We start from the raw sequence: 26440 nt of genomic DNA, 5'->3' as shown, positions 1-26440 counted from the left end.
GCTGCCACGGGCACCTAGACTCCCCCTCGTGACGAAGACGAAGATCTCGGTCGCCGGCCTCGGGTACGTCGGACTCTCGGTGGCCGTGCTGCTCGCGCGCCACCACCGGGTCACCGGCCTGGACCTCGACGCCGACCGGGTCGCCCTGCTCACCCAGGGCACCAGCCCCATCCACGACCCCGAGATCTCCCACTTCCTCGCCCACGAGGAGCTCGACCTCACCTTCACCACCGACCCCGCGACCGCGCACGCCGACGCCGAGTTCGTGGTGATCGCCACCCCCACCAACTACGACCCCGAGACCAACTACTTCGACACCACCAGCGTCGAGGCCGTCATCGCCTCGGTCATGACCCTGGCCCCCCAGGCCACCATGGTCGTCAAGTCCACCGTCCCGGTCGGGTTCATCGACGACGTCCGCGCCCGCCTGGGCACCGACAACGTCATCTTCTCCCCCGAGTTCCTCCGCGAGGGCAAGGCCCTGGCCGACAACCTCCACCCCTCACGCATCGTCGTGGGCGAGCAGTCGACGCGCGCCCAACGCTTCGCCGACCTCCTCCTCGAAGGCGCCGAGCCCCGCCCCGACGGCACCGACGTCCCGGTCCTGCTCACCGCCCCCACCGAGGCCGAGGCCATCAAGCTCTTCGCCAACACCTACCTCGCCATGCGCGTGGCCTACTTCAACGAGCTCGACTCCTTCGCCCTGGCCCGCGGCCTCGACAGCGCCCAGATCATCGAGGGCGTCGGCCTCGACCCCCGCATCGGCACCCACTACAACAACCCCTCCTTCGGCTACGGCGGCTACTGCCTGCCCAAGGACTCCAAGCAGCTCCTCGCCAACTACGACGACGTCCCCCAGACCCTCATCCGCGCCATCGTCGAGGCCAACCGCACCCGCAAGGACTACATCGCCGACGACATCCTCAGCCACGGCCCCAAGGTCGTCGGCATCCACCGCCTCATCATGAAGGCCGGCTCCGACAACTTCCGCGAGTCATCGGTGCAAGGAATCATGAAACGCATCAAGGCCCGCGGCATCGAGGTCATCGTCCACGAGCCCGAGCTCGACGAACCCACCTTCTTCCACTCCGAGGTCGTCAACGACCTCGCCACCTTCAAGGCCCGCGCCGACGTCATCGTCGCCAACCGCCGCACCCCCGAGCTCGCCGACGTGGCCGACAAGGTCTACACCCGCGACCTCTCCGGCAACGACTGACGCGGCCCACGCTGACTGACCGTCAGCCCGGCGCCGGAGCAGTCGCAGAAATGATCGAACGGCCGTTCATTTCTCAGAAGGGTCCTGAGGAGGTCCCCCACGGCGCCGGTCCCCAGGGGTCAGTCGCGCAGGCGACGCACGACCCGTCCGAGTCGTCGGCCCATGCGGGACTCCCGGGCCACGGGAGTCGTCGGCGAGGCAGGCTCCGGTCGGGCGGCCGGGCGGGCGGGCGTCGTGCTGACCTCGTCAGCACCCGGCTCAGCACCCGGCTCAGCACCCGGCTCAGCACCCGGCTCAGCACCCGGCTCCGGCGTCAGCACCGGCGCGTTGCGCGCCATCTGCCGCTGCAGACGACGCCAGGAGGCGTCCGGGTCCATCGCGGCCTCGCGCCACACCCCGAAGCGGGGGCGCAGCCGACGCTCAGCAGGCACGAACCCCGCGTCGGTGGCGGGCCGCGTGGAGCTGCCGTGGGAGGCGGCGACCATCTCGTCACGCTGGCCGGCTCCCTCGGGGCCGGTCGGCACGTCGTACCACTGCGTGCGGGCGAAGGCGGCGGTCCGCTCGAGGCGGGCGACCACCTCGCCGTCGTCGCCGGTGAGCACGCGCAGGCCCTGCTGCGTACGGTCGAGGTCGGTGACCAGCAGCCGCAGCGTCGCCCGCGCGGGCGCCAGCTCGGTGCCGGTCAGCCGCAGGCGCAACGGAGAGCGGCTGAAGCCGGTCACCACCGGGTCGGTCGGCTCGCGGAGCTCGACGCGGGCCTCGTCGCGGTACATCCGCTGCAGCCAGCGCAGGTCGAAGTGCTCGTCGGCCAACGGGCGTACGCGGCCCTCGTCCAGCAGCGACCACTCGCCGACCAGCACGACGACGTGGTCGTCCATGTCCTGGTCGAGCAACGAGTCGACGCACGCCTGGACCTGCAGGTGCGGCGCGTCCGAGGGCACGACGACCTCGACGAACGGCACCGCCCACGAGCGACCGTGCTGCACGCGGCGCGGCCGCAGGCTCGGCACGAGGTGGGCGAAGAGCGGCTGGTTGTGCGCCTTCACCTGGTCGGCGTGACGCATCGCGTGGGAGAGGCCGAGGTGCCACGACCGCGCGGCGTGGTCGGGCAGCAGCACGGCGCCGGCCTCGGCGACCTGGTGCCCGAAGACGGTGTCCTCACCCAGGCGCAGGTGGCGCATCGGGCCCCCGGCCGCGTCGTGCAGGGCGCGGGTCATCGAGACGGTCGCCCCCACCAGCGACACGAAGGCGCCGGTGCCGGCGGTGGCCAGGTCGTCGGTCTGCGCCCAGATCTCCTCGACCCAGGTGTGCGGGTCGGAGGTCTCCCAGTCCCACAGGTCGGCGATCGCGCCGTTGGCGACCGCCGCGCGGACCTGCTCGGGCGTGAGGGCCGCCGAGCCGTCCGGCGCGGCACCGAGGGGGTGGATCCCGACCTCGGAGGGCTCCACGAAGCGCTTGTCGCCGAGCACCACGAAGTGGTCGACGACGTGGTGCCAGCGGGCGTGCGCCTCGAGGTGGTCGCGGAAGACGAGCATGTCATCGTCGAGCCACATCAGGATCTCGGAGTCGCTGGCCGCGGCGCCGGTGGCGAGCGCGTTGGCGCGCCCCCCCCTCGGTGACGCGCACGACGCGGGTGCGCTCCGGGCGTACGTCGGGGAGCACGACCGCAGGCTCGCTGCCGTCGTCGACCACGACGACCTCGGTCAGCTCGGTCGGGTAGGTCTGCGCAGCCAGGGAGGCCAGCACGGTCGCCAGGTGCTTCGGGTTGTGCGCGGGCATGACGACGCAGAGCGAGCGCGTCGGCGTCCACCCGCCCAGAGTCGGCGGGACGACCGGGCGCCAGTCGTTGACCGGGGTGATCGGTCGGTCCACGGGCGAGTCGTGCGGCGTCACAGGCCCTCCTCCGGCGGGCGGAAGCCCTGCCACGTGCGGTCGACGGTGCCGTCGGCGCGGAAGCCGTCGGGGTCACCGTCCCAGGTGTGTCCGTGGGTGTGGCGCATCAGCACGTAGTCGAGGCCGTGCGTGCGGTAGACGGTGCCGCGCCGGACGCGATCACCATCGACAGCAGCTGGCCGTCGACCCAGCGGCGCACCGGGCGGAAACCACCCCACCTCGCGCAGCAGGTCGCGCGACAGGGTGAGGCTGCCGCCGGCGACGAAAGTCGTCCAGCACTCCGAGGCGTGGTTGCGCCGGATCGTCTCGTCGTGCTCGGCCAGGTGCACGAACTCCGCCGGGAAGCCGACCACGTCGGCGCCGGAGAAGCGGCGCGCCATCAGCAGGTCGTGGGCGGCGTGCGGCGAGTACCAGTCGTCGTCGTCCATCTTCATGACCACGTCGTACGACGCCGCCTGCGCCGCGCCCGTGAGCACGTCGCCGAAGAGCACGTCGTCGTCGAAGGCGAGCAGCACCGGCTCGCGGCCGAGGATCTCGGTCAGTCGCGCCTTGTCGGCGGTGAAGCCGTGGGTGGCCACGACCAGCTCGATCTCCGCGCCGACCTGGGCGGCGACCCGGGCGACCGCACCCTCGAGCTCGTGCTCGCGCTTGGTGGCGAGCAGGACGCTGAGTCCCGGCAGGCCGGCAGGTCCCGTACGCAGCCGCGCGGCCCCGGCGCGACCGGCCAGGCCGTCGCGCCAGGCGAGCGTGGAGTGGTGGTCGAAGGTGGCGCGTCGCAGCTTGACCGACCAGGCGTCGCGGACCAGCGTGTCGTCGAGCTCGGGGGCGGCGGCCAGCAGCTCCGACAGCTCGGGGGCGAGCCGCGGGTCGCTGCCGGTGACCAGGGTCGGGATGCCGGCCATCGTGAGCTTGAGCAGGTCGGCGGTCGGGGTGGTGCCGAGGTCGAGGCGGACGGCGCGGTGGCCCCGCGCCCGCTTCACCGTCTGCTCGGTGACGCCGGCCGGGCCGGTCAGCTCGGCGAGGTCGACGACCGGGTGCGGCGGCTCGCGACGCCACCCGCGCGGGGTGAAGACGAGCTCGTCGACCGGGTCGAGCCCTGGGTCGGTGACCACGACGGGCGCGCGGCCCAGGACGTGGTGCTCGGTGAGCTCGGTGCCGGCGAGCGACGGACCTGCGACGACGACGTCCGGCGGCACCACCCGCTCGGGGTCGACGGCGGCGGTCGGGTCGGTGAGGATCGCCGCGCGCAGGTCCAGGCCCGGCGCGGGGCGACGACCGGCGTACGCGGTCACCAGCCCGGAGCGCTCGCGACGCGAGCTCTGCACGGCCTGGACCGCGACCTCCTGCAGCACCCGGCGGGAGCGGACGGTGCGGACGAAGCCGAAGACCATGGAGACGCCGCGGCCCGGGCGCTCGAGCTGCTGCACCTCGAGGCGTCGTACGGGCGTCCACTCGGGACGGGGCACCACGACGGCGACGTCGCGGGCACCGACCAGCCAGACACCGACCTCGGTGACCGGTCCGGTGTCGGGCAGCTCGGCCGCGGCACGGCGCAGGGTGGAGCGGTCCATCGTGACGAGCAGGACGGAGCTCCACCCGGGCTCGACGCCCACCTCCCACTCGTCGGGCAGGTCGTGCTCCCAGAGGTGGACGACGCGGGCGTCGAGGGCCGTCGGGTCCTTGGGCAGCAGCGGCACGGCCTCGGGGTCGGTGACGAGCACCAGCGTGGTGCCGGCGAGGCCGCGGAAGAGGTCGTTGACCGGGCGCCGGGGGGCGGCTGCCTCCTGCGCCGGTGGGGCCGCCGAGTCCCGTTGCCGGCGCGGCCACCGCGCAGAGTCCAAGCCATGGGGAACGATATCCGCCGGAGGGTCTCCGCGAGCCGGTGGACGGTCAGCGGTCGGCGGGCTGGGAGGCGATCAACGCCCTGTACCAGTCGAACGAGCGCTTCGGGGTGCGCTCCTGGGTCTCCGGGTCGACGTGGACCAGTCCGTAGTGCTGCGTGAAGCCGTCGGCCCAGTTGAACTGTCGAGGAAGGACTGGTGGTAGTACGCCTGCACGTCGACGCCGCGGTTGACCGCCTCGGAGAGCGCCTGCAGGTAGGTGGCGAGGTAGTCGACCCGACGGCTGTCGTCGATGACGCCGTGCTCGTCGGGGCCGGTGTTGTCGGCCATGCCCGACTCGGTGACCACCAGCGGCGGGAGCGCGGCGCGTAGCCGCTCGGAAGGTGATCAGCCACTCCCGCAGCGAGTCCGGCACGATCGGCCAGCCGACGTCGGTCTGCGGGTAGCCGACGACCTCGCGGGCCGTGAACGGCATGTCGTGGTCGTCGGGCGAGATCCCGATCCGGATCGGGTTGTAGAAGTTGACGCCGTAGAAGTCCAGCGGCTGGCGGATCGTGGAGAGGTCGCCCGGGTGGAGCACGTCGCCGAGCACCTGGTCGATCCCGGTCGGGTAGCGGCCCAGCAGCATCGGCTCGGTGAAGCAGGCGTTCCACAGCATGTCGAAGAGCTTGGAGCTGCCGGTGTCCTCCGGCTCGTCGCTGGCCGGCCAGATCGGGGCGTGGTTGGTGGCGCACCCGACGCTCTGCGCGCCGGCCTGGCGCAGGGCCATCGCGCCGAGCCCGTGGGCGAGCAGCATGTGGTGCGCGGCAAAGATGCAGTCCAGGCCGAGGCGCAGGCCGGGCGCGTGGGCCCCGAGCCCGTAGCCGAGCACGGTGGCCACGTTGGGGTCGTTGATCGGCACCCAGTGCGCCACCCGGTCGGCCAGGCGCTCGGCGACCACACCGGCGTACTCCCCGAAGGCGTCGGCGGTGGCGCGGTTGAGCCAACCGCCGTCGTCGGAGAGCGACTGCGGCAGGTCGAAGTGGTGCAGCGTCACCATCGGCTCGATGCCGGCGGAGAGGAGCAGGTCGACCAGACGGTCGTAGTGGTCGAGTCCGGCGGCGTTGACCTGGCCACGGCCCTGCGGCAGGACGCGCGACCACGACAGCGAGAAGCGGTGGGCGCGCACGCCCAACGTACGCAGCAGCTCGACGTCGCACTCGATGCGGCGGTAGGCGTCGGCGGCGACGTCGCCGGTGGCGCCGTCGGCGGTGGCCCCGGGGGTGCGGACGAAGGTGTCCCAGACGCTCGGGCCACGGCCGTCAGCAGTCACCGAACCCTCGGACGGGTAGGCCGACAACCCCGTACCCAGACGGAAACCCGCCGGGAACAAGGGAAACTCACCGGCACCCCGGGTTGATCCTGCCTCCGCCACGCGGCGACGATAGCCCCATGCACATCAGCGTGTACCGGGGATCCGAAAGGAACACGACATCGTCGGCAGAACGGGTGACCCACCACTCGTTCTCGTTCGGCGACCACTACGATCCCGCCAACCTGGCCTTCGGCCCGATGCGCGCGCACGACGACCACCGGCTCTCCTGGGGCGCTGGTTTCGAGGAGCACTCCCACTCCTGCATCGAGCTGGTGACGTGGGTGCTGCACGGCCAGCTGGTGCACACCGACTCGCTCGGCCACCGCTCGATGCTGGCGGCCGGGACCCTGCAGGTGCAGTCGGCGGGCAGCGGGATCCGGCACTCCGAGCTCGCCGACACCTCCCCCGAGCCGACGCGCTTCGTGCAGACCTGGCTCGTGCCCGACGAGCCCGACGGGCCACCGGCCCGCTTCGTGGCCTCGGGGATGCGCTCCGACCGGTTGGTGCCGGTCGCCGGCGAGGGCGCCCAGGTGCCGATCGGCACCGCGGGGGCGACCCTGTGGGCCGGCTCGCCGGACCCTGAGGAGACCCACGACGTGCCGGTCTGCGGCATGCACCACCTCTTCGTCGCTTCCGGTGCGGCGACGCTGCGTACGCCCGACGGCGAGGTCGAGCTCGGCGCCGGTGACGCCGCACGGATCACCGACGCCGACGAGGTCGAGATGACGCTGCGCGTGGCACCGGAGACCGAGGTCCTGCTCTGGACGTTTAGGGCTGGGAAGTCGGGGTAAAGGGTTCGCAGACCCGCCGCGCGGGTCGGCGCCCGCTCAGTAGAGTTCGCGTCGCAGGCCCTTGCTGACCCCATGCAGCAAGGGCCTGCTGCGTGTCCAGACCCCGGTGGTGGTGCGCCAGTGGTGGACGGAGCCACTTCTCCCTCCGTCGCGTGGAGGAAGCACCACTTCTGCGCTCCTTCTTGTGGGCCCCAGTGGTGACTGGTACCTTAGGTGAACAGAAAGTGAACAGGAGGTGTCCCATGGTCGACGCGAAGAAGAACCGCGCCCGTCGGGTCGAGATGCTGTGGGTGCCGGTCCGGGACCACGACGGCCGCGTCCACATGGAGGCGCGCTGGCTCACCCCGCACTCCGCACACGCCGACACGAAGCTCACCGCCTGACGCGTCAGGCCCTGACGCCAGGCCCCGAGCCCCGCACCCACCTGGGTGCGGGGCTCTTTCGTGCGCCGCGAGCACGAGCAGTCGTCTGGCGTGGCGTGACGCAGGTCACATAACTTGATGGAATGAAGCGTGGCTGCCATGCTGTTACCTAGTTGAACTTTGAACAAAGATCACCGACTCGAAGCACCACGACTCAGGGAGACCACCATGAACTTCTTCAAGCGCAGCAAGTCCGACGAGCCCACCTTCGACGCCCCCACCCACTCCGTCGGGGACCTCTCCGGCACCTACACGATCGACCCGACGCACTCGCGCCTCGGCTTCTCGGCCCGCCACGCGATGGTCACCACCGTCCGCGGCCAGTTCGGCGCCTTCGAGGGCAACGCCGTCGTCGACACCGCCACCCCGTCGAACTCCTCGGTCACCGTCACCATCCAGACCGCGAGCATCGACACCGGCACCGAGGACCGCGACGGCCACCTCAAGTCGGCCGACTTCTTCGATGCCGAGAAGTACCCCACGATCACCTTCAAGTCGACCGACGTGCAGCGCGACGGCACCGACTGGGAGATCACCGGCGACCTGACCATCAAGGACGTCACCAAGCCCGTCACCATCGTCTTCGAGGAGACCGGCTCCGCGCAGGACCCCTTCGGCAACACCCGCATCGGCTTCGAGGGCTCCACCTCGATCAACCGCAAGGACTGGGACCTCACCTGGAACGCCGCGCTCGAGACCGGCGGCGTCCTCGTCTCCGAGAAGATCAAGCTCGACTTCGACATCTCGGCGATCAAGAACGCCTGATCCCGTCTGCTGAAGACCTCGACCTCGCCGGTTCGTCCGGGGGGTCGCAGTCATTTCGGGTGGCCCCACCGGAATGCACCTGAGCCCGGCCCGCACGAGGCGGACCGGGCTCAGGTGACCGTCAGGACTCAGTCCTTGTGGCGCGGCTTCTTGCTGTAGGGCTTGTCGGTGTACGACTTGCTCCGGGGCTCGTAGCCGCCCTCGCGCTTCTTGTAGCCACCGTCGCGCTTCGGGCCGGTGTCCTTGGCCAGCTCGATGAGCTTGCCGGAGATGCGGGTCTCCTTCAGGGCGTCCCACGCGCCGGCCGGGAGGTCGGCAGGCAGGTCGACGAGCGAGTGGTCCATGCGGATCTCGATGCGGCCGAAGTCGCTGCGACCCAGGCCACCCTCGTTGGCGAGCGCGCCGACGATCTGGCGGGGCTCGACCTTGTGGCGCTTGCCGACGGAGATCCGGTAGGTCACCAGGTCGCCGCGCTGCTGGCGGGGCGCGCGGTCCGGGCGGGCGCCGCGGTCGTGGCGACCACCGCGGTCGGGGCGGTCACCACGGTCGTCACGCTCGCGCGGCGTGTGGAGGATCTCCTGCTTCGGGTCGAGCAGCAGCGGCTGGTCCTTCTGCATCACCGAGACGAGCGCGGCAGCCACGTCGACCTCCGGGACGTCGTACTCGTTGACGTAGTGCTTGACCACGTCGCGGAAGAACTCGATCTTCTCGGTCTCGGTCAGCGCCTCGGTGATGGCGTCGTCGAAGCGCGACAGGCGCGTCTGGTTGACGTCGTCGACGCTCGGCAGCTGCATCTGGGTGAGCGGCTGGCGCGTCGCCTTCTCGATGGCGCGCAGCAGGTGGCGCTCACGCGGGGTGACGAAGGCGATCGAGTCGCCGGTACGGCCCGCGCGACCGGTGCGGCCGATGCGGTGGACGTACGACTCGGTGTCGGTGGGGATGTCGAAGTTGACGACGTGGCTGATCCGCTCGACGTCGAGGCCGCGGGCGGCGACGTCGGTGGCGACCAGGATGTCGAGCTTGGCGTCACGCAGCTGGTTGATCGTGCGCTCGCGCTGGTTCTGCGCGACGTCGCCGTTGATGGCGGCGGCGTTGTAGCCCCGGGCGCGCAGCTTCTCGGCCAGCACCTCGGTGATCTGCTTGGTGCGGACGAAGATGATCATCCCCTCGAAGTTCTCGACCTCGAGGATGCGGGTCAGCGCGTCGACCTTCTGCGGGTAGCTGACCATCAGGTAGCGCTGGGTGATGTTGGCCGACGTGGTCGTCTTGGTCTTCATCGTGACCTCGACGGGGTTGTCGAGGTGCTGCTTGGAGATGCGGCGGATCTGCGCCGGCATGGTCGCGGAGAAGAGCGCGACCTGCTTGGTGTCCGGGGTGTCGGCGAGGATCGTCTCGACGTCCTCGGCGAAGCCCATCTTCAGCATCTCGTCGGCCTCGTCGAGCACCAGGAAGCGGAGCTCGCTCAGGTCGAGCGTGCCCTTCTCGAGGTGGTCCATGATGCGACCGGGGGTGCCGACGACGACGTGCACGCCGCGACGCAGCGCGGAGAGCTGGACGCCGTAGCCCTGGCCGCCGTAGACGGGGAGGACGCGGACGCCGGGCTGCTTCGAGGAGTAGCGCTCGAACGCCTCCGAGACCTGGAGCGCGAGCTCACGGGTCGGGGCGAGCACGAGGGCCTGCGGCGTCTTCTGCGACAGGTCGAGGTTGGAGAGGATCGGCAGCGCGAAGGCGGCGGTCTTGCCGGTTCCGGTCTGCGCCAGGCCGACGACGTCGCGACCCTCGAGCAGCGACGGGATGGTCGCGGCCTGGATCGGCGACGGGGTCTCGTAGCCCACCTCGGTGATGGCCTTCAGGACCTTCGGGTCCAACCCGAGCTCGGAGAAGGTGAGGCCCTTCTCGCCTCCCTTGTCGTCGAGGGCAGGGTCCGGCGCAGAGTCACTCATGCCTCCACGGTAGTCCTCTGCCCGGCCACGGCAAGATTTGTCGGGCGCGCGACATCCGTCACCACGCAACCGCGCGCACAATCACGGTGCCGCACTCACCAGGACCAGCGCAGCCCCACGGTGCCCGGTCCGAAGTCGTCGCGGGCCACCCGGGCCACCCCGTCGACGGGCACGACGTCGCTGCCCCGCTCCTGCTCCTCCGTACGACTGTGGCCGCGCCACGACGTCGGCGCACAGGTCGGCTCGAAGCGCACGCGCACCTCGACCCGCTCGACCCGGTGCAGCACCCGGTGCTCGTAGACCACGTCGGGGGTGATGTCCTCGGGCAGGTGGGTGCGGTGCACGGTGGTGGCCGTCTCGCCCGCCATCAGCGGCGCGGGGAGCACCAGGGCCGTGGCGAAGACGCCCTCGGCGAGGTCGACGTACGAGGGCCCGAGGCGGCAGCCGCCCAACGGCTCGATGCGGCTGCGACCGCGCACGGGCGTGGGCACCGCCAGCACGGAGGGGAAGGTGTCGACGCCGTCCTCCTGGGCCACCCACTCGGTGCACTGGGTGATGTGACGCTCGGTGCCGTGCTCGTCGATGACCAGCTCGACCTCGACCGCGCGCTCGGTGAGCAGGCCGCTGCGCTCGAAGCCCAGCGCCGTGCGGGCCCGCTGCTCCGACGACGAGAGCATCGCCAGCTCACCGGCCAAGGGAGTCGCAGGGGCAGCCGCGAGGGCGCCCGTATGCCGTGCCGACCGCTGCGGGGTCCCCGTCGGGTCGATCCAGCGCGTCAGGTGGCCCGCCGGCAGCTCGAGCACGTCCTCGAGGGCGCGGGCGGCACGGAGGTCCTCGGGACCCGCCGGCACGATCGTGCCCGAGCGCCAGGCGGCCAGCCGCGGCGTGCTGACGTGGAGGTCGCGGTGCTGCAGCGAGAGGGAGAGACCGCGCAGTGAGGACCGGCGGGCCGCCAGCGCGTGGCGGAACTCGTGGGCGAAGTCGGAGACCTCCCCACGAGCCACGTCGGCGCCGCGACGGGCGGGCGCGACCGACGGAGCGGCCGGCACGACCGGCACCGCCTCCGGCGCAGGCGCGCCACTGGTCTCGTGATCCACCATTCCCCCGTCCGTCTATCTCCCGCCACGCGAGAAGGACCGAAGCAGCTCCCCGAGTACGCCGCCCCGACGTCCCGGACTGCGTTCCTCATCACAATAGGGGGAGCCGAGCCCGGAAAGCGAGGCCGTTCATACCCGATTTTGTGTGGCCGGGGTCACTCCGCAGGGCGTCAGGTCACCGAAAGCGGTGATGCCCGACGATCCGCCCGTTCACTAGCGTTCCCGCCGCCAGCCGTCGCCCCCGTCAGCCGAGGACCCACGTGACGATCTTCGCCCCCATCACCGTGCCCAAGCCGCGCTCGTCGACCCCCGAGACCGACCTCACCGCCGTCGCGCCACTCATGTCGGACTACCTGACCGACGGCGTCCACCAGGACCGCTTCTCCCTCACCTCGATCTCCCTCACGCCCACCGCCGTGCGCGGCATGCTGCGCCTCGACTCCTTCGGCGTCTCGCCCGAGGACGTGGGCGGCTTCCACCTCACCGCCCCGACCTGCTTCCGGATGGCCGGCCAGCTCGTCGTCATCCACACCCACTGGCTCGCCGGGCTCGAGCAGAAGAGCTTCGAGGTGTGGGTGCGCGACCACTCCATGCGCCACCAGCGTCCGGTGCGCGACCCGCACGCCGTCGACCTGACGATGACGCTGGTCGCCGCCCGCCTCGCCCACCGCCATCCCGGCCTCGTACGCGTGGACTACGAGGCCGCGATCGGTGACGGCGACGTCGTCGGCCGCACCACCTCGTACGTCGACCTCACCCCCGACCCGCAGGCCCTGCGCCAAGTGCGGGCGACCCTGGAGGCTGCAGGCACGTGGAGCGACTGAACCGGGCCGCCGACGACGTGGCACCGGACCCGGCGCTCGGGGCGACCGGCGACCTGCAGGCCGTGCGCGCCATGGTCGGCGCAACCAACCTGCCGCGCCAGCTCAACGTCGCCGGCGCCGGGCCGCTGGGCGTCGCGGCGTACGAGACCATGTCGTACCTGCTCGACGCGCACCACCGCGGTGGCTACTCGGGCCGCGACACGCTCCTCGAGCTGTACGCCGGTGCCCGCGCCCAGGTCGCGGAGCTGATGGGCACCTTCCCCTCGCTGCTCTCCTTCCAGCCCAGCGTGAGCAGCGTCGTCACCACCCTGTCGCGCTCGATCGACCTCGAGGCCGGCGACCAGGTGCTGACCTGGGACGTCGAGTACGGCTCCAACGTCCGCGCCTGGCAGGTGCGCGCGATGGAGACCGGCGCCGAACTGGTGCGGGTGCAACCCCCGCTCGACAGCCCGTGGGACACCGCGCTGCTGCTGGAGCAGGTCGACGATCGCACCAAGGTCGTCACCGTCTCGTCGATCCAGAGCTTCGACGGCTCCGCGACCGACCTGTACGCCCTGCGCGAGGCCTGCGACGCCGTCGGTGCCCTGCTCCTCGTCGACCTCAGCCAGCACCTGGGCATCGCCGACGTCACCCAGGCGGTGGCGCTCGCCGACGCGGCGTACGCCTCGGCGCACAAGTGGCTGCTCGGCCCGGTCGGCGTCGCGGTGGCCACCTTCACGCCCGAGCTGGTCCGCCAGCTCACGCCGCCGGCGTACGGCGCGGCCAGCATCGACATCGCCGCCGCGGCGGAGGCCGCGATCTGGTTCGACCCGGCGGTGCCGCTGCGCACCGACGTGGGGCTGCTGGAGGCCGGCACCCCGCCGCTGCTCGGGGCCGTCACCACCGGCGCGGCCGCCCGGGCGATGACGGCGGTCGGCGTGGAGCGGGTGCAGCGCGCGGCCCTGGACGTGCGCGCCGAGATCGTGTCGCTGCTCGACAGCCACGACCTGCACCCGGTGCCGACGGTGGTCGACCCGGTCAGCCCGATCATCGCGCTGCGCCCGGGCCCCGAGCGGCTCGCCACGATCCTGGCGGGGCTGCGCGAGGAGCACTTCCACGTGATCGTGCGCGGCGACATCCTGCGGCTCTCGCCGTGGGCGATGGACTGGGACGAGGTCGACGTGCTGCTCACCGGGCTCGACCGGGCGCTGACCCGCTGACCTGTCGCCCGGGTCTGGTACAACGCTGAGGTGAGCCAGACCCCCTCCCCGACCTCCCCGCCTGCCGCCCGGCCGACCGAGGAGCGCCAGCCCTCGGCCGGCCTGGTCATCGGGGTGCTCGCGGCGGCCGGCATGGCGGTCGCGCTGCAGCAGACGCTCGTGGTGCCGCTGGTGCCCGACATGCCGCAGATCTTCGACACCTCCGCCGACACCGCGTCGTGGCTGCTGACCATCACCCTGCTGACCGGAGCGGTGGCCACCCCGATCGTCACCAAGCTGGCCGACATGCACGGCAAGCGCCGGATGATCGTGCTGGCGCTCTCGGTGATGGTGGTCGGCTCGTTGCTGCTCGCGCTGACCACCAGCCTGGTCGCGGCCATGGTCGGCCGGGCCCTGCAGGGGCTGGCCGCGGCGGTGATCCCGATCGGCATCTCGGTGCTGCGCGACGAGCTGCCGCCCGAGCGGGTGGGCTTCGGCATCGCGCTGATGAGCGCCACCCTCGGCATCGGCGGCGCCCTGGGGCTGCCGCTGTCGGGCTTCCTCTACGAGCAGGCCGGCTGGGCCTCACTCTTCTGGGTCTCGGCGGCCGTCACCGCCACCATCCTGGCCGCCGTCGTGCTGGTCGTGCCCGAGTCGCCGGTGCGCAACCCCGGCAACTTCGACCTGGTCGGGGCGGTCGTGCTCTCGGCGGCCCTCACCGCACTGATGCTGGTCATCTCCAAGGGCGCGTCGTGGGGCTGGGGCTCGAGCACCACGCTGGGGCTGCTGGTCGTCAGCGTCCTGGTCTTCACCGCCTGGGTGCCGATGCAGCTGCGGCGCAGCGAGCCGATGGTCGACCTGCGCACCGCGGCCAGCCGTCCGGTGCTGCTCACCAACGTGGCGTCGGTGCTGGTCACCGTCGGGATGATGGCCAACGGCCTGCTGACCATCCCGATGGTCGAGGCGCCCGCCTCGTCGGGCCACGGCTTCGGCGTCTCGGTGATGACGGCCGGCCTGCTGATGGCGCCCTCGGGCCTGGCGATGGTGGCCTTCGCGCCGGGCTCCGGCTGGATGCTCAACCGGGTCGGCGGCCGGCAGACGCTGATCCTGGGTGCGGTCGTCGTGGCGGCGTCCTACTTCCTGCGCCCGATCGCCGACGGTTCGCTGACCGCGGTCGTCGTGGTCTCGACGCTCTGCGGGCTGGGTGCCGCGATCGCCTTCGCCGCGATGCCGGCGCTGATCATGTCGGCCGTGCCGATCACCGAGACCGCCTCGGCCAACGGCATCAACTCGCTGATGCGGGCCGTCGGCATGGCGGCGGCCAGCGCCGGCACGGCCGCCATCTTCTCCTCGCTCTCCACCGCGACGACCGTCGACGGCGAAGCGGTGCTGGCCCCCACCTCGACCGCCTTCACGGTCGGCTTCCTGCTCTGCGGCGTCTTCGCGGCGGTGGCCGCGGTCGTCGCCGCCTTCATCCCGACCCGCAGTGGCGCGGTGCCGCAGCCCGGCAGCGGCGCCGAGAAGGTCGTACGCGGTCGCATCCTGCTCGCCGCCCCGGCCGCCGGAGCCCAGCCCGAGCACGTGCTCGGCACCGTCGTGCTCACCTGCCCCGACGGCCAGCAGGTCGACTGGGCCCGCCCCGACTTCGACGGCCACTTCTCGCTGGCCTTCCCGCGCGACGGCCGCTACCTGCTGGTGGCGACCGCCCGCGGGTGGGCGCCGCGGGTCTCGGTCACCGACCTCACCGCCGGCTGCGCCCCGCTGCGGGTCACGCTCGACGACCGGTTGACCGTCAGCGGCGTCGTCACCTGCGCCGGCTCCCCGGTGGCCGGCGCGACGGTGACGATGTTCCTCGGGTCGGGCGAGCACACCGGCCACACCACCACCGACGAGGCGGGCCGCTACGAGTTCCCGCTGCCCGCCCCGGCGCTCTACCTGGTCGCCGCGGCGCTGCCCGACACCGGGGCAGCGCACGCCGAGAAGATCCAGGTGATGGCCGAGTCGGTGGTGGCCGACCTCGAGCTCGAGCCCCTGCCCGAGCCCCTGACCGAGGCCGGCACCACCGTCACTGGAGGGTCAGGCCCTCGGCCGGAGTGATCCGGGCGGCCCGACGCGCCGGCAGCACGCTGGCCAGGGCCCCGAAGGCGAGCGCCGCGACCAGGATGCCGAGCACCTGCCAGACCGGCACCGCGAACGTGTGCTCGACCATCCCGACGACGACCACGTGCACGCCCACCCACGCGAAGAGGATCCCGACGGCGACGCCGAGCAGCGACGCCACCCCGGCCAGGAGCGCTCCCTCGACGGCGAGCACCCGGCGCAGCTGCGGCCGGGTCAGGCCCATCGCCCGGAGCAGGGCGTTCTCCCGGGTGCGCTCCAGCACCGAGAGGCCGAGCGTGTTGACGATGCCGATCAGGGCGATGACGATCCCGATCGACAGCAGGCCGATCACCGCGGCGGTGATCACCGTCAGCTGCTTCTCGATCCAGATCCGCTCGGCGTAGTCGACGACCAGCGTCGTCGGCACCTCCGACGTGGCCCGCGAGAGACCCGTCTCGAGGTCACCGGGGTCGGCGCCGTCGGCCGCCCGCACCCAGACGGCACGGGTCTGCAGCTGGTCCTCGACGCCCCACTCCCGGAAGGTCTCGGGCTTGACGGTGATGACGTCGCCGTAGTCGCTGCTGATCGAGGCGGTGACCTGGCGCAGGCGGCCGTCGACGCGTACGTCGAGCAGCCCCTCGCTGTCGAGCCGCTCGGCGGCAGCAGCCGGCAGCGTCTCCACGAACGACCAGGCGACGACGGCCTCCGACGAGCCGAACGGGTCGTTCTCGGTGCTCCGGACGACCGAGCGGTCGTCGCTCCACTCCACCACCGGCACCTCGGCGCCGGCCAGGACGCCGACCACGCCGGCCATCGGCCGGGCAGCCCGGACCTCGTCGAGGTCACGCACCGCCTCGACGGCGGCGTCGTCCAGCGCGCTGCCGGCCTCGACGACCGCGATCGCGTCGATCGGGTAGGAGCGGTCGTTGTCGGCGTCCAGCGCGGCGGAGATGACGCCGAGCCCGGTCACCATCGCCACGGTCAGGGTGACGCCCACCATCAGGGAGGCGGTGGTGGTGGCCGTACGCCGCGGGTTGCGCACCGCGTTGGAGGCGGCGAGCGCGGTCACCAGGGCGCCCTGGCCGCGGGCGGCGAGGCGACCGACCAGGCGGACCAGGGCCGGCACGACGACGGGCCCGAGGAGCAGGAGGCCGACGAAGAAGGTCATGCCGCCGGCGACCATCCGGACCAGCTGGACGTCGTCGCTGCTGAGCTGGACGGCGCGACCGAGCAGGACGCTGCCGACGGCCAGCAGGACCAGGCCGGAGCCCAGGCGCAGGCGACCGGCGTTGCTGCTGGCGTCCCACATCTCGCTGGGGCGCAGCGCCGCCAGCGGTGCGACGCGGGTGGCGGCACGGGTCGGCAGCCAAGCGGCGACGACGCTCACCAGGACGCCGAAGACGAAGGCGCCGGTGACCCACCACCAGCGGAAGCCGGGCGCACCGAACTCGTCCCACCGGGCGCCGACGACGGCGGCGATGACCACGGAGAGGCCCACGCCGATCGCGAGGCCGAGCACGGAGGAGACCACGCCGAGCGCCAGTGCCTCGGCCCGGATCGAGCGGCGCAGCTGGGCGCGGGTGACGCCGACGCAGCGGAGCAGCGCGAAGTCGCGGGCGCGCTGGGCGAAGAGGATCGCGAAGGTGTTGGCGATGACGAGCACGGCCACGCCCATGGCGATGGCGGCGAAGAAGGAGACGAGCAGTGCGATGACGTCGACACCGAGGGTGACCTGGGCCTGGAGGTCGGCGACGTGCTGGGCTGCGGTCAGGACCGCGCCGCCCTCGCTCAGGCGCTCGGCCTGCGCGACGGGTCCGTCCCAGAGCACCGCGTCGACGTACGGCTCGAAGCCGCGCAGGTCGGGCCAGGTGAGGTAGAGGTTGCTGCTCACCCCGACGGCGGGCGCGGCGAGGCCGACGACCGTGACGGTGGTGCTGCTGCTCCCGCCGCCCCCGACCGTGACCTCGTCGCCCACGGCGACGTCGGCGGCCGCAGCCGCGCGCTCGTCGACCAGCGCCTCACCGGCACGCGTCGGGAAGGTGCCGTCGACCAGCGTCTGCCACTGCAGCTGCGGGTCGGTGGAGACGGTGCCGACGCTGGCGTCGCGGCGCGAGTCACCGTAGGTGACCTCGGTCCACGTCATGGCGTCGGGCCGCGCGGCGAAGCCGCCCTTCTCGGCAGCGGCGAGCAGCGCGTCGGCCTGCTCGGTGTTGCTGACCTGGACGACGTGGCCGACGCCCGCGTAGGGCTGGCCGAGGTCGGCGGTCATCCCGCTGCGCAGGGCGCCGGCCAGTCCCTCGGTGGTGACGATGAAGGCGACGCCGATGATGACGGCGAGCGCGCTGGCGACGTAGCGCCGGGTGTTGTGCCTCAACGAGGCGAGCAGGACGGTGCGCATCACGCCACCCCGGCGCAGCGCAGCGGTGAGCTGGTCGACGTCGGGCTCGACGAGGTGCGCGGTGATGGCGCCGTCGTGCAGCACGACGACGTCGTCGGCGTAGGCCGCGGCCTCGAGCTCGTGGGTGACCATGACGACGGTCATCCCGCCCTCGTGGACGCTGCGGCGCAGGTGGCCGAGGATCTCGGCGCTGGCGTCGGAGTCGAGGTTGCCGGTGGGCTCGTCGGCGAAGACGATCGCGGGGTCGGCGACCAGGGCGCGGGCGATGGCGACGCGCTGCTGCTGGCCCCCGGAGAGCTCGCTGGGGCGGTGGCCGATCCGGTCACCGAGGCCGAGCAGGTCGACGACGGAGTCGTAGCGCTCGCGGTCGACCGCGCGGCCCGACAGCTCGAGCGGGAGCAGGATGTTCTGGCCGGCGGTCAGCATCGGCAGCAGGTTGAAGGCCTGGAAGACGAAGCCGATGTGCTCGCGGCGGAAGAGCGTGAGCGCGGTGTCGTCGAGGCCGGTGAGCCGACGACCCGCGACCTCCACCTCGCCGGCGGTGGCGGCGTCGAGCCCGGCGATGCAGTGCATCAGCGTCGACTTGCCGGAGCCCGAGGGGCCCATGATGGCGGTGAAGCGCCCCCGCGGCACCTGCAGGTCGACGCCGCGCAGGGCGTGCACGACGTTGTCGCCGCGGCCGTAGGTCTTGGTCAGGCCGGTGACGCGGGCGGCCAGGGCGCCGTCGTTCGCGGCACCCGAGGGGGTGGGGGACGGGGAAGAGGTGGTGGCTGTGCTCATGGCTCCAGCCTCGTCGCCGCGGGCCGCGAGGGCGTCGGACCGCGGGCCGATCCGCAGGTCCTCCTGCGGTCGTACGCAGCGGCGTACGGGTGGACGTGCGTCCTCCCGTGGAGGACGGGCGCTCGACTGCTTCAGCGGGTCAGGGGGTGACGAGCCCGGTCTCGTAGGCGAGGACGACCAGCTGTACGCGGTCGCGCGACGCCGTCTTGGCGAGCAGGCGCCCGACGTGGGTCTTGACCGTGGTCTCGGCGACCACGAGGTGGCTGGCGATCTCGTTGTTGGAGAGGCCGCAGGCGATCAGCCCGAGCACCTCGACCTCGCGCTCGGTGAGGTCGGAGAGCCGGCCGTCGTCGGTGCGGTCGCCGGGCTCGTCGACCGCGCCGGGCTCGGGAGCCGTCGCGAAGTGGTCGAGCAGGCGGCGCGTGGTGCTGGGGGCGACGACGGCGTCGCCGGCCTGCACCGAGCGGATCGCGCCGAGCAGCTCCGGCGGGGTCGCGTCCTTGAGCAGGAAGGCCGACGCCCCGGCACGGATCGCGGCGAAGGCGTACTCGTCGAGGTCGAAGGTGGTGAGCACGATGACGCGCGGAGCGTCGGGCGTGGCGAGGAGTCGGCGGGTGGCCTCGACGCCGTCCATCCGCGGCATCCGGACGTCCATCAGCACGACGTCGGTGGCGGTCACCGCGAGCTGGGCGAGCGCCTCGCCGCCGTCGCCGGCCTCACCGACGACGACCATGTCGGGCTGGGAGTCGACGAGCATCCTGAAGCCCGCGCGCACCATCTGCTGGTCGTCGACCAGGAAGACCCGGATCGCCTCGCCCTCGGCCGTCTGGCCCACCGCCTGACTCCCCATCTGACTCACAGGGGGATCCTCGCACTGACGGTCCAGCCGCCGCCGACCGCCGGCCCGGCGCTCATCGCACCGTCGTGCACGGCGACGCGCTCGCGCATCCCGACCAGTCCGTGACCGCCGCTGCCGGGGCCGCTCGCTGCGCCGCGCCCGTCGTCGGTGACCTGGATCCGGACGGCGTCGTCGACGGTGACCCGCAGTGTGGCGGCGGCCTGCGGCCCGGCGTGCTTGCGGACGTTGGTGAGTGCCTCCTGCACCACGCGGTAGGCGGCCAGCCCGACGCCGTCGGGCACGCTCGGCCACTCCTCCGGCAGGGTGGCCTCGACCTGCATGCCGGCCGCCTTGGCCTCCTCGACGAGGTGCGCGACGTCGTCGAGGCGCGGCTGCGGACGTACGCCGGACTCCTCGGTCCGCAGCAGCCCGAGCAGTCGGCGCATCTCGGCGAGCGAGGCGCGGCCGGTGTCGGCGATCGCCTCGAGGGTAGGCACGGCGACGCCCGGGTCCTGCGCCGCGGCGTAGCGGGCGCCGTCGGCCTGGACCACCATGACGGAGAGGCCGTGGGCGACCACGTCGTGCATCTCGCGGGCGATCCGGGCGCGCTCGTCCTGGGCGGCCAGGGCGACGTCGCGCTCGGCCATCCGACGGGTCTGCTCGGCGCTCTCGACGAGGCTGCGGACGAAGCGGTCGCGCTGGCCACCGGCGACGCCTAGCGCCCACGAGGAGACCGCCACGCCCGCGCAGGAGAGCGCGGGGGCGACCATGTTGTCGAGCCGGTTGTCGGCGCTGGCGGTCCAGCTCGTCCACGCCCAGGCCGCGACGACGCAGGCGCAGAGGGTGACCACCAGGCTGAACGGCCGCGACCAGCGCCCGCCCCAACGACCGACCGAGTAGGCGGCGATCGGGAAGGCCAGCTGTCCGACGATCGGGTCGGTCATGCCCAGCACCACGACCTGCGCCGCGCTCGACGCGGCGACCACGGCGAAGACGAGGGCTGAGTGGCTGCGACGCCACCACAGCGGGATGAACTGGCTGAGCGAGACGGCGGCCGGGAGCGGCTCGTCGGAGAGGAAGTGAGCCGAGGCCAGGGCGCACAGGCCGAGCACCAGCAGCGCGTCGAACCACCGCCGGGCGCGGGGGCCGAGGGTCCAGGGCACGACGGGTTCCACGCGCTGATCGTAGGTGGAGCGACGGGCGGGCGCGTCCTCCTGCGGGACGATCTCCGCCCCGTGCGGACGAGGAATCGGGTCCACACCCCGACCGGTGGGAGAATCCGACCGTGAACGAGCAGCTGGACCCCGACCCGACCGCGACCGTCGAGGGGATCGACCCCGACGAGCTGGCGACGGCGATCAAGGTGCTCCGCGCCCTTCCGGCGCTGGGGCCCGACCACCCCGACGTACGCCTGATGAAGCGCGAGGCGTCGTACATGTACAAGCTCGTGAAGAAGTCGCGCCGCGCGGAGATCCGCCAGGAGCGGATCCGTCACGACCAGGAGATCATCGAGAAGACCGCGACCGGGTCGCCAATGCGGATCGACGACGAGACCGCTGGCATCCCGCTGGTCTCGACGGCGAAGGGCGCCTTCGCAGGTGAGCTGATCACCGCGCGTGGCTGCTACATCTGCAAGGAGGACTTCACCCTCGTCGACGCGTTCTACCACTGGCTCTGCCCGAAGTGCGCGGCGATGAGCCACGCCAAGCGCGACCAGGGCACCGACCTCGCCGGCAGGCGTGCGCTGCTCACCGGCGGTCGCGCCAAGATCGGCATGTACATCGCGCTGCGGCTGCTCCGCGACGGCGCGCACACCACGATCACCACGCGCTTCCCCAAGGACGCGGTGCGCCGCTTCTCCGCCATGGAGGACTCGGGCGACTGGATCCACCGTCTCAAGGTGGTCGGCATCGACCTGCGCGACCCCACGCAGGTGATCTCGCTGGCCGACGACGTCGCCGCCGCCGGCCCGCTCGACATCCTCATCAACAACGCCTGCCAGACCGTACGCCGCACGCCCGGCTCGTACGCCCCACTGCAGGAGGGCGAGCTCGCTCCGCTCCCGAACAACATCGAGCTGCCGGAGATGGTCGCCTTCGACCGGATCTCCGAGGCGCACCCGGCCGCGATCGCCGGCGCCCTGGCCGACGTGGCGGTCGCCCACCACGAGGGTGAGTCGGCGGAGTCGGCGCTGGCCGCCCACAACGCCGCGTCGCTGACCGCGCTCGCACTGAAGGCGGGCTCGGCGTCGCTCGAGGCCCACGTCGCCGGCACCGCCCTGGACGCCGGTGGCCTGCTGCCCGACGTGCAGACCAACAACTCGTGGACCCAGACCGTCGGCGAGGTCGACCCGCTGGAGCTCCTCGAGGTGCAGCTGTGCAACTCGATCGCCCCGTTCCTGCTGGTCAGCCGCCTGCGCCCGTCGCTGGCCGAGGCCGCGCGCCGGGCGCCGTCGAAGCGGTCGTACGTCGTCAACGTGTCGGCGATGGAGGGCCAGTTCTCCCGTCGCTACAAGGGCCCGGGCCACCCGCACACCAACATGGCGAAGGCCGCGCTCAACATGATGACGCGCACGTCGTCGGGCGAGATGTTCGAGACCGACCACATCCTGATGACCGCCGTCGACACCGGCTGGATCACCGACGAGCGCCCGCACCACGAGAAGCTGCGGATCGCCGCCGAAGGGTGGCACGCGCCGCTCGACCTGGTCGACGGCGCCGCGCGGGTCTACGACCCGATCGTGATGGGCGAGCAGGGTGAGGACATCTACGGCTGCTTCGTGAAGGACTACAAGCCCAGCCCCTGGTGAGTCCGTCGCCCCGCCGGACGTCATCATCAGCGGCTGCGCCAGCAGCCCCTCACGATGACGTCCCGGAGGGGGCCTCGACCGCGTGCGTGGTCACGATGTCGTTGGACGCCGCCCCCCGTGGTTGGAGGTGTACTGGCCGGTGATCAGCGACGCCCGGGCGGGGACGCAGATCGGGGTCGGCGCCAGGGCCGAGGTGAGGGTCGCACCCTCATCGGCGATGAGCTTGCGCACGCTCGGCATGTACTGCAGGTCCGACTGGGTGGCGTCGTCGGCGGTGATCATGAGGATGCTGGGCCGCGGCGCGTTCTTGTTGCCTTTCGTGCCGCGAGGCGCGGGGTCGATCGGCAGCTTCACCGACGACTTCGCTGCGGACGGCCCGGGCGCGGTGACGGGTGTGGACGCGGTCAGCGTGACGCCGGAGCCGACGAGGGAGGCGGCCAGGGCGACGGAGACGCCGGCGGCGATGCGTGCGACGTAGGAGTCGTGGACCTTCTTCTGCGGCCCGCCGCAGCTGCGCGGGCCGGGGTTCGCTTCAGGCACCGGGCACCTCCCGCGTTCGGGTCGACGGGGGAAGCTGGTCGGGCAGGGACGTGCGTGTGTGCCTGTGCATGCCGTCGATGTGTGTGCAGGCGCCCATCTCGTGCACCACGGGCCGCGACGGGGTCACGGCAGCGGTCGAAGGGCCGGGGGTACGGGTCATGCCCGGCGGTGTGCGGGTGCGTGTGGGCGCGCTCATGCGCCCGGAAGGATCGCCGCGCAGGGTTGGCACGACCTGGGGGAGTTCGTGCCGAATCGGCTGGCGTCCCTGAGCGTGGATCGTCACCGTTCTGGCACGGTTGTCACGAACGGTTTCCGCCCGTGACAAATGCGTTTGCGCAGGTCAGGGCTGATTTAGGGCTCTAGATAGATAGATATTGGAAGATTCTTTGAAGAACTACATACATACATGGGAACCCCCTATGCATATGGGTGCACATATGTACATCCCTCGTAGATAGGTCCACGACCCGCTGACAAACTGCCAAATGGGACTCGCCCAGCGCCTCCTTGAGCGCGTTTGCGCAGGTCAGAGGCAATTCTCCGGGTTGCCACGAGCCTTCGGCGGCCTCGTCACTTAGTCACGAAAGCCGACAGAATGGCACCGGATTCGGCACGATCGCGAGGCCAGAAACCACCGACGAGCCGCCCACCCCGTCAGGACAGGGCGGGCGGCTCGTCGCAGAAGTCACCCGGCAACAGCCGGTGTGCTCGCCGACTCAGCTGGCGTCGAGGTCGAGGACGTGGAAAGTCTCGCCGAACCAGTCGACGTCGAGCTTGTCCAAGGTCTCGTCGGTGGTGTCCTCGTCGGCGAGCCACTTCTCGAACGGCGCGTACTCGGCCGCGTTGAGCTCGCTGACCTGACGGTAGAGGGTGGGGTCGGCGGACCAGTCCTTCCCGGCGACCTCGCCCTCGGCGTTGACCACCCCGATGGGCCTGTAGACGTCGTCGGCGCGGCACGCCAAGAAATACCGGATCGCTTCCGCTTCCTCAACGGATGTGCACATGTCTGGAACGACCTGTGGACGGCCCTCGACACGTCGTCGCGAAATCTGGGAGGGTCTCGAGCGAAGGGAATCAACGAGATTCGGTGGAACACAATGCGAGTTCGCGCTATCGGGAGCGCAGCGGTCCTGGCGGCTTCAATGCTGGGGGCGCTCAACAGTCCGTCAATGGGTGCGAATAGCGCCGGCGCCGTGTCGGTCTTCACCGGCAGCCTCACCCAGGACGACGGAAAGGTACTGCCTGGTCGGACAGTGCGACTTCTCGCCGAACCGCCGGTGCGGGAGATGGCGAAGATGAAGGTCAAGGACGTGAAGAAGTCGGTCGCCCTGGGACGGGCCGTGACCGACAGCAAGGGCGCCTTCCGGATCTCGGTGACCGAGAAGGTCGCCTCGTCGTTGAAGAAGGGCCGGTTCGACGCGACGTTCGTGGTCGTCGACGCAGAAGGAGCCCTCACGGGGTACATCACCACGATGGAGACCACCCGTACGGGCGTGAGGATCCTGCCCGAGCTGGTAGACACCCGAGCAGCGGTGACCGCGAAGGTCCCGAGCTCACCGCTGCGCCCAACCGTCGGCGTCGACACGACGTCAACGCCGCCCGAGGCCAGCGGCCGTGCTGTTGCGATCGCGCCTCGCTCACGGGGACGCTCACCGCGACCAAGTCGGGTGGTGAGCCGTTCGTGGCTCTGAAGGCCCCGAACGGCTCCGTGAACCGCAACCCGTCCATGCAGGCCGCGAAGGATGACGACCCCTACACCTGCCCCGACGGCAGTACCACCACGCTCATCAAGAAGCACAAGAACCGGCTCACGGCCGTCAACAGCATCCACGCCACCACCGACGGCCACAAGACCCGTTTCGTGCTCTCCAAGGGCGCTGACACTCGAATGGGCGGCGCGTCCAAGTGGGGCACGGCCTGGACCTTCAGCGGTGGCGTCAGCCGGTCACTGCGCACCGCGACCCGATGGGGCATGCGCAAGAAGGCCGGGCATCGCATGTTGCAGACCCGCTACACGATCGGGCACTACAAGAACACGCTCAGCGAACGAGGATCATGCGTAGTTTGGTACCGCAAGAGCGCGATCTCGCACGAAGGCGGCGCCGAGAGCAACCGGGCCTACGCGATGAAGGTCACGAAGAAGTACTGCCGCAAGTATGAGAAGGGCGGCGGTCTCACGCTCAGCAAGGAGAAGTCGACGAACTGGACCAACGGACTCAGCATGGCGAGCATCATCGGGTTCGACTTGGAGTCCTCCTCCGGGTATTCCTCCGGGGAGCAGATCGACGTCGACATCACCAAGCCGAAGCGCATGATCTGCGGCGCGAACAAGCCCCCGGGCGAGAACCCCGCGCGCGTGGTGGTCGCCCGACGATGAGGTGGCGAACCGCGGCCTCGGGGCTCGTCGTCGGTGCCCTGCTGGCCGTGTCAACGGGATGCGACGACTCCGCGGTCCCAGGGAATCGCGACCGGCTCGAGTCGGTCGGCTCCGAAGAGGGGGCAGGGGTGCTGTGCATGCCGGTGTCGAGGTCCGGGGGCGCGTGGTTCGCGTGGGAGACGGTCGAGAACGTGTCCGACTCCGCGATCGTCGTCACCGGAGTCAAGGTCGACGACGACGAGCTCAGCGTGGACGAGTGGTTCCTGGCTGATGAGTACTGGGAGGAGTCCGGCGTCGGCCGCGGCCCCCTCCCCCGGCCAGGGGAGGCGAAGCTGTCGTCCACGATCTCGCCGGGAGCCACCGTGCTCGTCGCCATGTCGGTGAGCACCGACGGCCTCGTCGAGCGCCGCAAGACCAAGGCGAAGGTGCTCTACGACGACGGCGGCAACGACCGCGAGCTGCCGCTGAGGTGGGGACTCGAGGTCGTTCCGGCCGACCAGGCCTGCAACTACGCCGACGACTGAAAGCTGGACCCAGTCACGAGACCGGTGCGTCCATCGACACGGACGCACCGGTCTCTTCGTCGCGGGGTGGCCCGTGACCACCGGCACAGGGACAGTATGGACGTCGTCGGAACCGGGGAGGCAGCCCATCTGCTCGGTGTCTCCACGTCGCGTGTCCTGGCTCGGATCGCTGACGGGACGCTCCCGGCTCAGCGCGACGGTTCGTTCTGGGTTCTGGACCGCGTCGACGTCGTCGCTGCGCGCCGGCTCTCCGCGCCGGGACGGCGGTTGGCGACCTGGTCGGCATGGGCGCTCGTGGCCGCAGCTGAGGGGTTCGCGACGTCGAGGGAGCTCCGGAGCGCCGGGGAACGCTACCGGGCACGGGCGCGGTGGCGCAGCGTCCAGGCTCAAGTCCGCGACGGATCACTGGACACCGATAAGTCGCAGTCGTGGCTGAGGCGGAATCTGTCCGCACGAGCCGGCCGACTCACCTGCTCGGGTGCCGCCGGCGACGTCGTCGGTGTGCGTACCGACACGGCGTTGTCGACGTCGGGATGGTCCTCGCCGTTGGCCAGGATCACGGCCCCTGGGGATGTCGAGGCCTACGTCGCTGCCGACGAGGCGGATGCCGTGGCGCGCCGGCGGGGCGAGGCACCCACGCAGCTCCGTCCCACTCGTAGAAGCCGTCTTCGCTGACGATCGGGATGGTGTGGTCGCTCATTGGTTCTCCGGGGGTGCGGTCGAGTGGCGGTGGCGCGCTCCTGCAGGGGA

22 protein-coding genes and 1 pseudogene are annotated in these 26440 nt (G+C 71.5%); 11 read left to right on the top strand and 12 right to left on the bottom strand.

All coding sequences use genetic code 11. The annotated features are described in order from the left end of the window. The first annotated feature begins 28 nt into the window (after nt 1–28). Nucleotides 29–1216: a nucleotide sugar dehydrogenase gene (locus E2C04_RS01240; RefSeq protein ID WP_135831215.1), complete on the top strand. Its 1188-nt coding sequence runs from the start codon at nt 29–31 to the stop codon at nt 1214–1216. A 119-nt stretch (nt 1217–1335) separates the two neighbouring features. On the opposite strand, the gene E2C04_RS01235 is transcribed toward E2C04_RS01240, so the two are convergent. Genes E2C04_RS01235 through E2C04_RS01220 form a run of 4 tightly spaced genes read right to left on the bottom strand, consistent with a single transcriptional unit; the run spans nt 1336 to nt 6364 of the window. Next, entirely contained in the window at nt 1336–2769 is a 1434-nt protein-coding gene (locus E2C04_RS01235; RefSeq protein WP_135831214.1) for a hypothetical protein, read from the bottom strand. Then, the gene (locus E2C04_RS01230; RefSeq protein WP_135831213.1) at nt 2753–3088 is read right to left on the bottom strand and encodes a glycosyltransferase family 2 protein; all 336 of its coding nucleotides are present in this window, start codon (nt 3086–3088) and stop codon (nt 2753–2755) included. The genes E2C04_RS01235 and E2C04_RS01230 overlap by 17 nt, the downstream gene beginning before the upstream one ends. Before the next feature lie 17 nt (nt 3089–3105). Then, on the bottom strand, nt 3106–4950 hold the full coding sequence (locus E2C04_RS01225; RefSeq protein ID WP_135831212.1) for a hypothetical protein: 1845 nt from the start codon (nt 4948–4950) through the stop codon (nt 3106–3108). 49 nt (nt 4951–4999) lie between these two features. Further along, nucleotides 5000–6364 (bottom strand): family 1 glycosylhydrolase, encoded by a 1365-nt coding sequence (locus E2C04_RS01220; RefSeq protein WP_477529293.1) that lies wholly within the window; start codon nt 6362–6364, stop codon nt 5000–5002. Between the two features lie 17 nt (nt 6365–6381). On the opposite strand from E2C04_RS01220, the gene E2C04_RS01215 reads away from it, so the two are divergent. The 3 genes from E2C04_RS01215 (at nt 6382) to E2C04_RS01210 (ending at nt 8282) form a co-directional block, all read left to right on the top strand. Next, on the top strand, nt 6382–7095 hold the full coding sequence (locus tag E2C04_RS01215) for a pirin family protein (protein WP_135831211.1): 714 nt from the start codon (nt 6382–6384) through the stop codon (nt 7093–7095). Between the two features lie 242 nt (nt 7096–7337). Next, nucleotides 7338–7478: a hypothetical protein gene (locus tag E2C04_RS17535; protein ID WP_158630549.1), complete on the top strand. Its 141-nt coding sequence runs from the start codon at nt 7338–7340 to the stop codon at nt 7476–7478. 207 nt (nt 7479–7685) lie between these two features. Then, nucleotides 7686–8282: a YceI family protein gene (locus tag E2C04_RS01210; RefSeq protein ID WP_135831210.1), complete on the top strand. Its 597-nt coding sequence runs from the start codon at nt 7686–7688 to the stop codon at nt 8280–8282. A 128-nt stretch (nt 8283–8410) separates the two neighbouring features. Here E2C04_RS01210 and E2C04_RS01205 read toward each other — a convergent pair whose 3' ends face one another. After that, complete coding sequence (locus E2C04_RS01205) at nt 8411–10225, bottom strand: DEAD/DEAH box helicase (RefSeq protein WP_135831209.1); 1815 nt, start codon at nt 10223–10225, stop codon at nt 8411–8413. Nucleotides 10226–10320: 95 nt separating this feature from the next. Then, entirely contained in the window at nt 10321–11325 is a 1005-nt protein-coding gene (locus E2C04_RS01200) for a hypothetical protein (RefSeq protein WP_135831208.1), read from the bottom strand. Nucleotides 11326–11582: 257 nt separating this feature from the next. Between E2C04_RS01200 and E2C04_RS01195 the strand changes: the two genes are divergently transcribed. Genes E2C04_RS01195 through E2C04_RS01185 form a run of 3 tightly spaced genes read left to right on the top strand, consistent with a single transcriptional unit; the run spans nt 11583 to nt 15421 of the window. Further along, nucleotides 11583–12146: a hypothetical protein gene (locus E2C04_RS01195; protein WP_135831207.1), complete on the top strand. Its 564-nt coding sequence runs from the start codon at nt 11583–11585 to the stop codon at nt 12144–12146. Continuing rightward, nucleotides 12134–13345, top strand: coding sequence for an aminotransferase class V-fold PLP-dependent enzyme (locus E2C04_RS01190; protein WP_135831206.1), 1212 nt, complete (start codon nt 12134–12136; stop codon nt 13343–13345). Before E2C04_RS01195 ends, E2C04_RS01190 begins: the two co-directional genes overlap by 13 nt. 30 nt (nt 13346–13375) lie before the next feature. Then, nucleotides 13376–15421: an MFS transporter gene (locus tag E2C04_RS01185; RefSeq protein WP_202977850.1), complete on the top strand. Its 2046-nt coding sequence runs from the start codon at nt 13376–13378 to the stop codon at nt 15419–15421. On the opposite strand, the gene E2C04_RS19005 is transcribed toward E2C04_RS01185, so the two are convergent. The 4 genes and pseudogenes from E2C04_RS19005 to E2C04_RS01170 form a co-directional block, all read right to left on the bottom strand. After that, nucleotides 15390–17567, bottom strand: coding sequence for an ABC transporter permease (locus E2C04_RS19005; RefSeq protein ID WP_338088852.1), 2178 nt, complete (start codon nt 17565–17567; stop codon nt 15390–15392). The two genes, E2C04_RS01185 and E2C04_RS19005, sit on opposite strands and share 32 nt — an antisense overlap. Before the next feature lie 315 nt (nt 17568–17882). Further along, nucleotides 17883–18602: pseudogene (locus E2C04_RS19000) on the bottom strand (ABC transporter ATP-binding protein); the annotation flags it as partial. A 139-nt stretch (nt 18603–18741) separates the two neighbouring features. Then, nucleotides 18742–19452, bottom strand: coding sequence for a response regulator (locus tag E2C04_RS01175; protein WP_135833599.1), 711 nt, complete (start codon nt 19450–19452; stop codon nt 18742–18744). Nucleotides 19453–19457: 5 nt separating this feature from the next. Next, a complete protein-coding gene (locus E2C04_RS01170) occupies nt 19458–20615 on the bottom strand; it encodes a sensor histidine kinase (RefSeq protein WP_135831204.1) in 1158 nt (385 codons plus the stop codon). Nucleotides 20616–20725: 110 nt separating this feature from the next. Here E2C04_RS01170 and E2C04_RS01165 point away from each other — a divergent pair, with 110 nt between their 5' ends. Continuing rightward, nucleotides 20726–22249, top strand: a complete 1524-nt coding sequence (locus E2C04_RS01165; protein WP_170213477.1) for an SDR family NAD(P)-dependent oxidoreductase — start codon at nt 20726–20728, stop codon at nt 22247–22249. 90 nt (nt 22250–22339) lie between these two features. Here the strand turns inward: E2C04_RS01165 and E2C04_RS18995 are convergent, their stop codons facing one another. Then, a complete protein-coding gene (locus E2C04_RS18995; protein ID WP_229721365.1) occupies nt 22340–22789 on the bottom strand; it encodes a sulfatase-like hydrolase/transferase in 450 nt (149 codons plus the stop codon). Nucleotides 22790–23505: 716 nt separating this feature from the next. Then, nucleotides 23506–23793, bottom strand: a complete 288-nt coding sequence (locus tag E2C04_RS01155; protein ID WP_135831203.1) for a hypothetical protein — start codon at nt 23791–23793, stop codon at nt 23506–23508. Nucleotides 23794–24075: 282 nt separating this feature from the next. Between E2C04_RS01155 and E2C04_RS01150 the strand changes: the two genes are divergently transcribed. From E2C04_RS01150 to E2C04_RS01140, 3 genes are all read left to right on the top strand, one after another. After that, a complete protein-coding gene (locus E2C04_RS01150; RefSeq protein ID WP_135831202.1) occupies nt 24076–24480 on the top strand; it encodes a hypothetical protein in 405 nt (134 codons plus the stop codon). A 17-nt stretch (nt 24481–24497) separates the two neighbouring features. Then, nucleotides 24498–25166 carry a hypothetical protein gene (locus E2C04_RS01145; protein ID WP_135831201.1) on the top strand — a complete coding sequence of 223 codons (669 nt, stop codon included), beginning with the start codon at nt 24498–24500 and terminating at the stop codon, nt 25164–25166. A gap of 191 nt (nt 25167–25357) precedes the next feature. Further along, a complete protein-coding gene (locus tag E2C04_RS01140) occupies nt 25358–25690 on the top strand; it encodes a hypothetical protein (RefSeq protein ID WP_135831200.1) in 333 nt (110 codons plus the stop codon). Nucleotides 25691–26440: the final 750 nt, after the last annotated feature.

Origin of the sequence: Nocardioides daphniae, from assembly GCF_004777465.1 — a bacterium.
In the GTDB taxonomy this organism is placed as follows: Bacteria; Actinomycetota; Actinomycetes; order Propionibacteriales; family Nocardioidaceae; genus Nocardioides; species Nocardioides daphniae.
This window is presented reverse-complemented; position numbering and strand designations above follow the sequence as displayed.

Coding starts and splice junctions, on each gene's coding strand:
- E2C04_RS01235 (WP_135831214.1), bottom strand. CDS start 2,769: ATGTGGCTCGACGATGACATGCTCGTCTTCCGCGACCACCTCGAGGCG.
- E2C04_RS01215 (WP_135831211.1), top strand. CDS start 6,382: ATGCACATCAGCGTGTACCGGGGATCCGAAAGGAACACGACATCGTCG.
- E2C04_RS17535 (WP_158630549.1), top strand. CDS start 7,338: ATGGTCGACGCGAAGAAGAACCGCGCCCGTCGGGTCGAGATGCTGTGG.
- E2C04_RS01210 (WP_135831210.1), top strand. CDS start 7,686: ATGAACTTCTTCAAGCGCAGCAAGTCCGACGAGCCCACCTTCGACGCC.
- E2C04_RS01205 (WP_135831209.1), bottom strand. CDS start 10,225: ATGAGTGACTCTGCGCCGGACCCTGCCCTCGACGACAAGGGAGGCGAG.
- E2C04_RS01200 (WP_135831208.1), bottom strand. CDS start 11,325: ATGGTGGATCACGAGACCAGTGGCGCGCCTGCGCCGGAGGCGGTGCCG.
- E2C04_RS19005 (WP_338088852.1), bottom strand. CDS start 17,567: ATGACGTGGACCGAGGTCACCTACGGTGACTCGCGCCGCGACGCCAGC.
- E2C04_RS01175 (WP_135833599.1), bottom strand. CDS start 19,452: ATGGGGAGTCAGGCGGTGGGCCAGACGGCCGAGGGCGAGGCGATCCGG.
- E2C04_RS01155 (WP_135831203.1), bottom strand. CDS start 23,793: ATGTGCACATCCGTTGAGGAAGCGGAAGCGATCCGGTATTTCTTGGCG.
- E2C04_RS01150 (WP_135831202.1), top strand. CDS start 24,076: ATGGCGAAGATGAAGGTCAAGGACGTGAAGAAGTCGGTCGCCCTGGGA.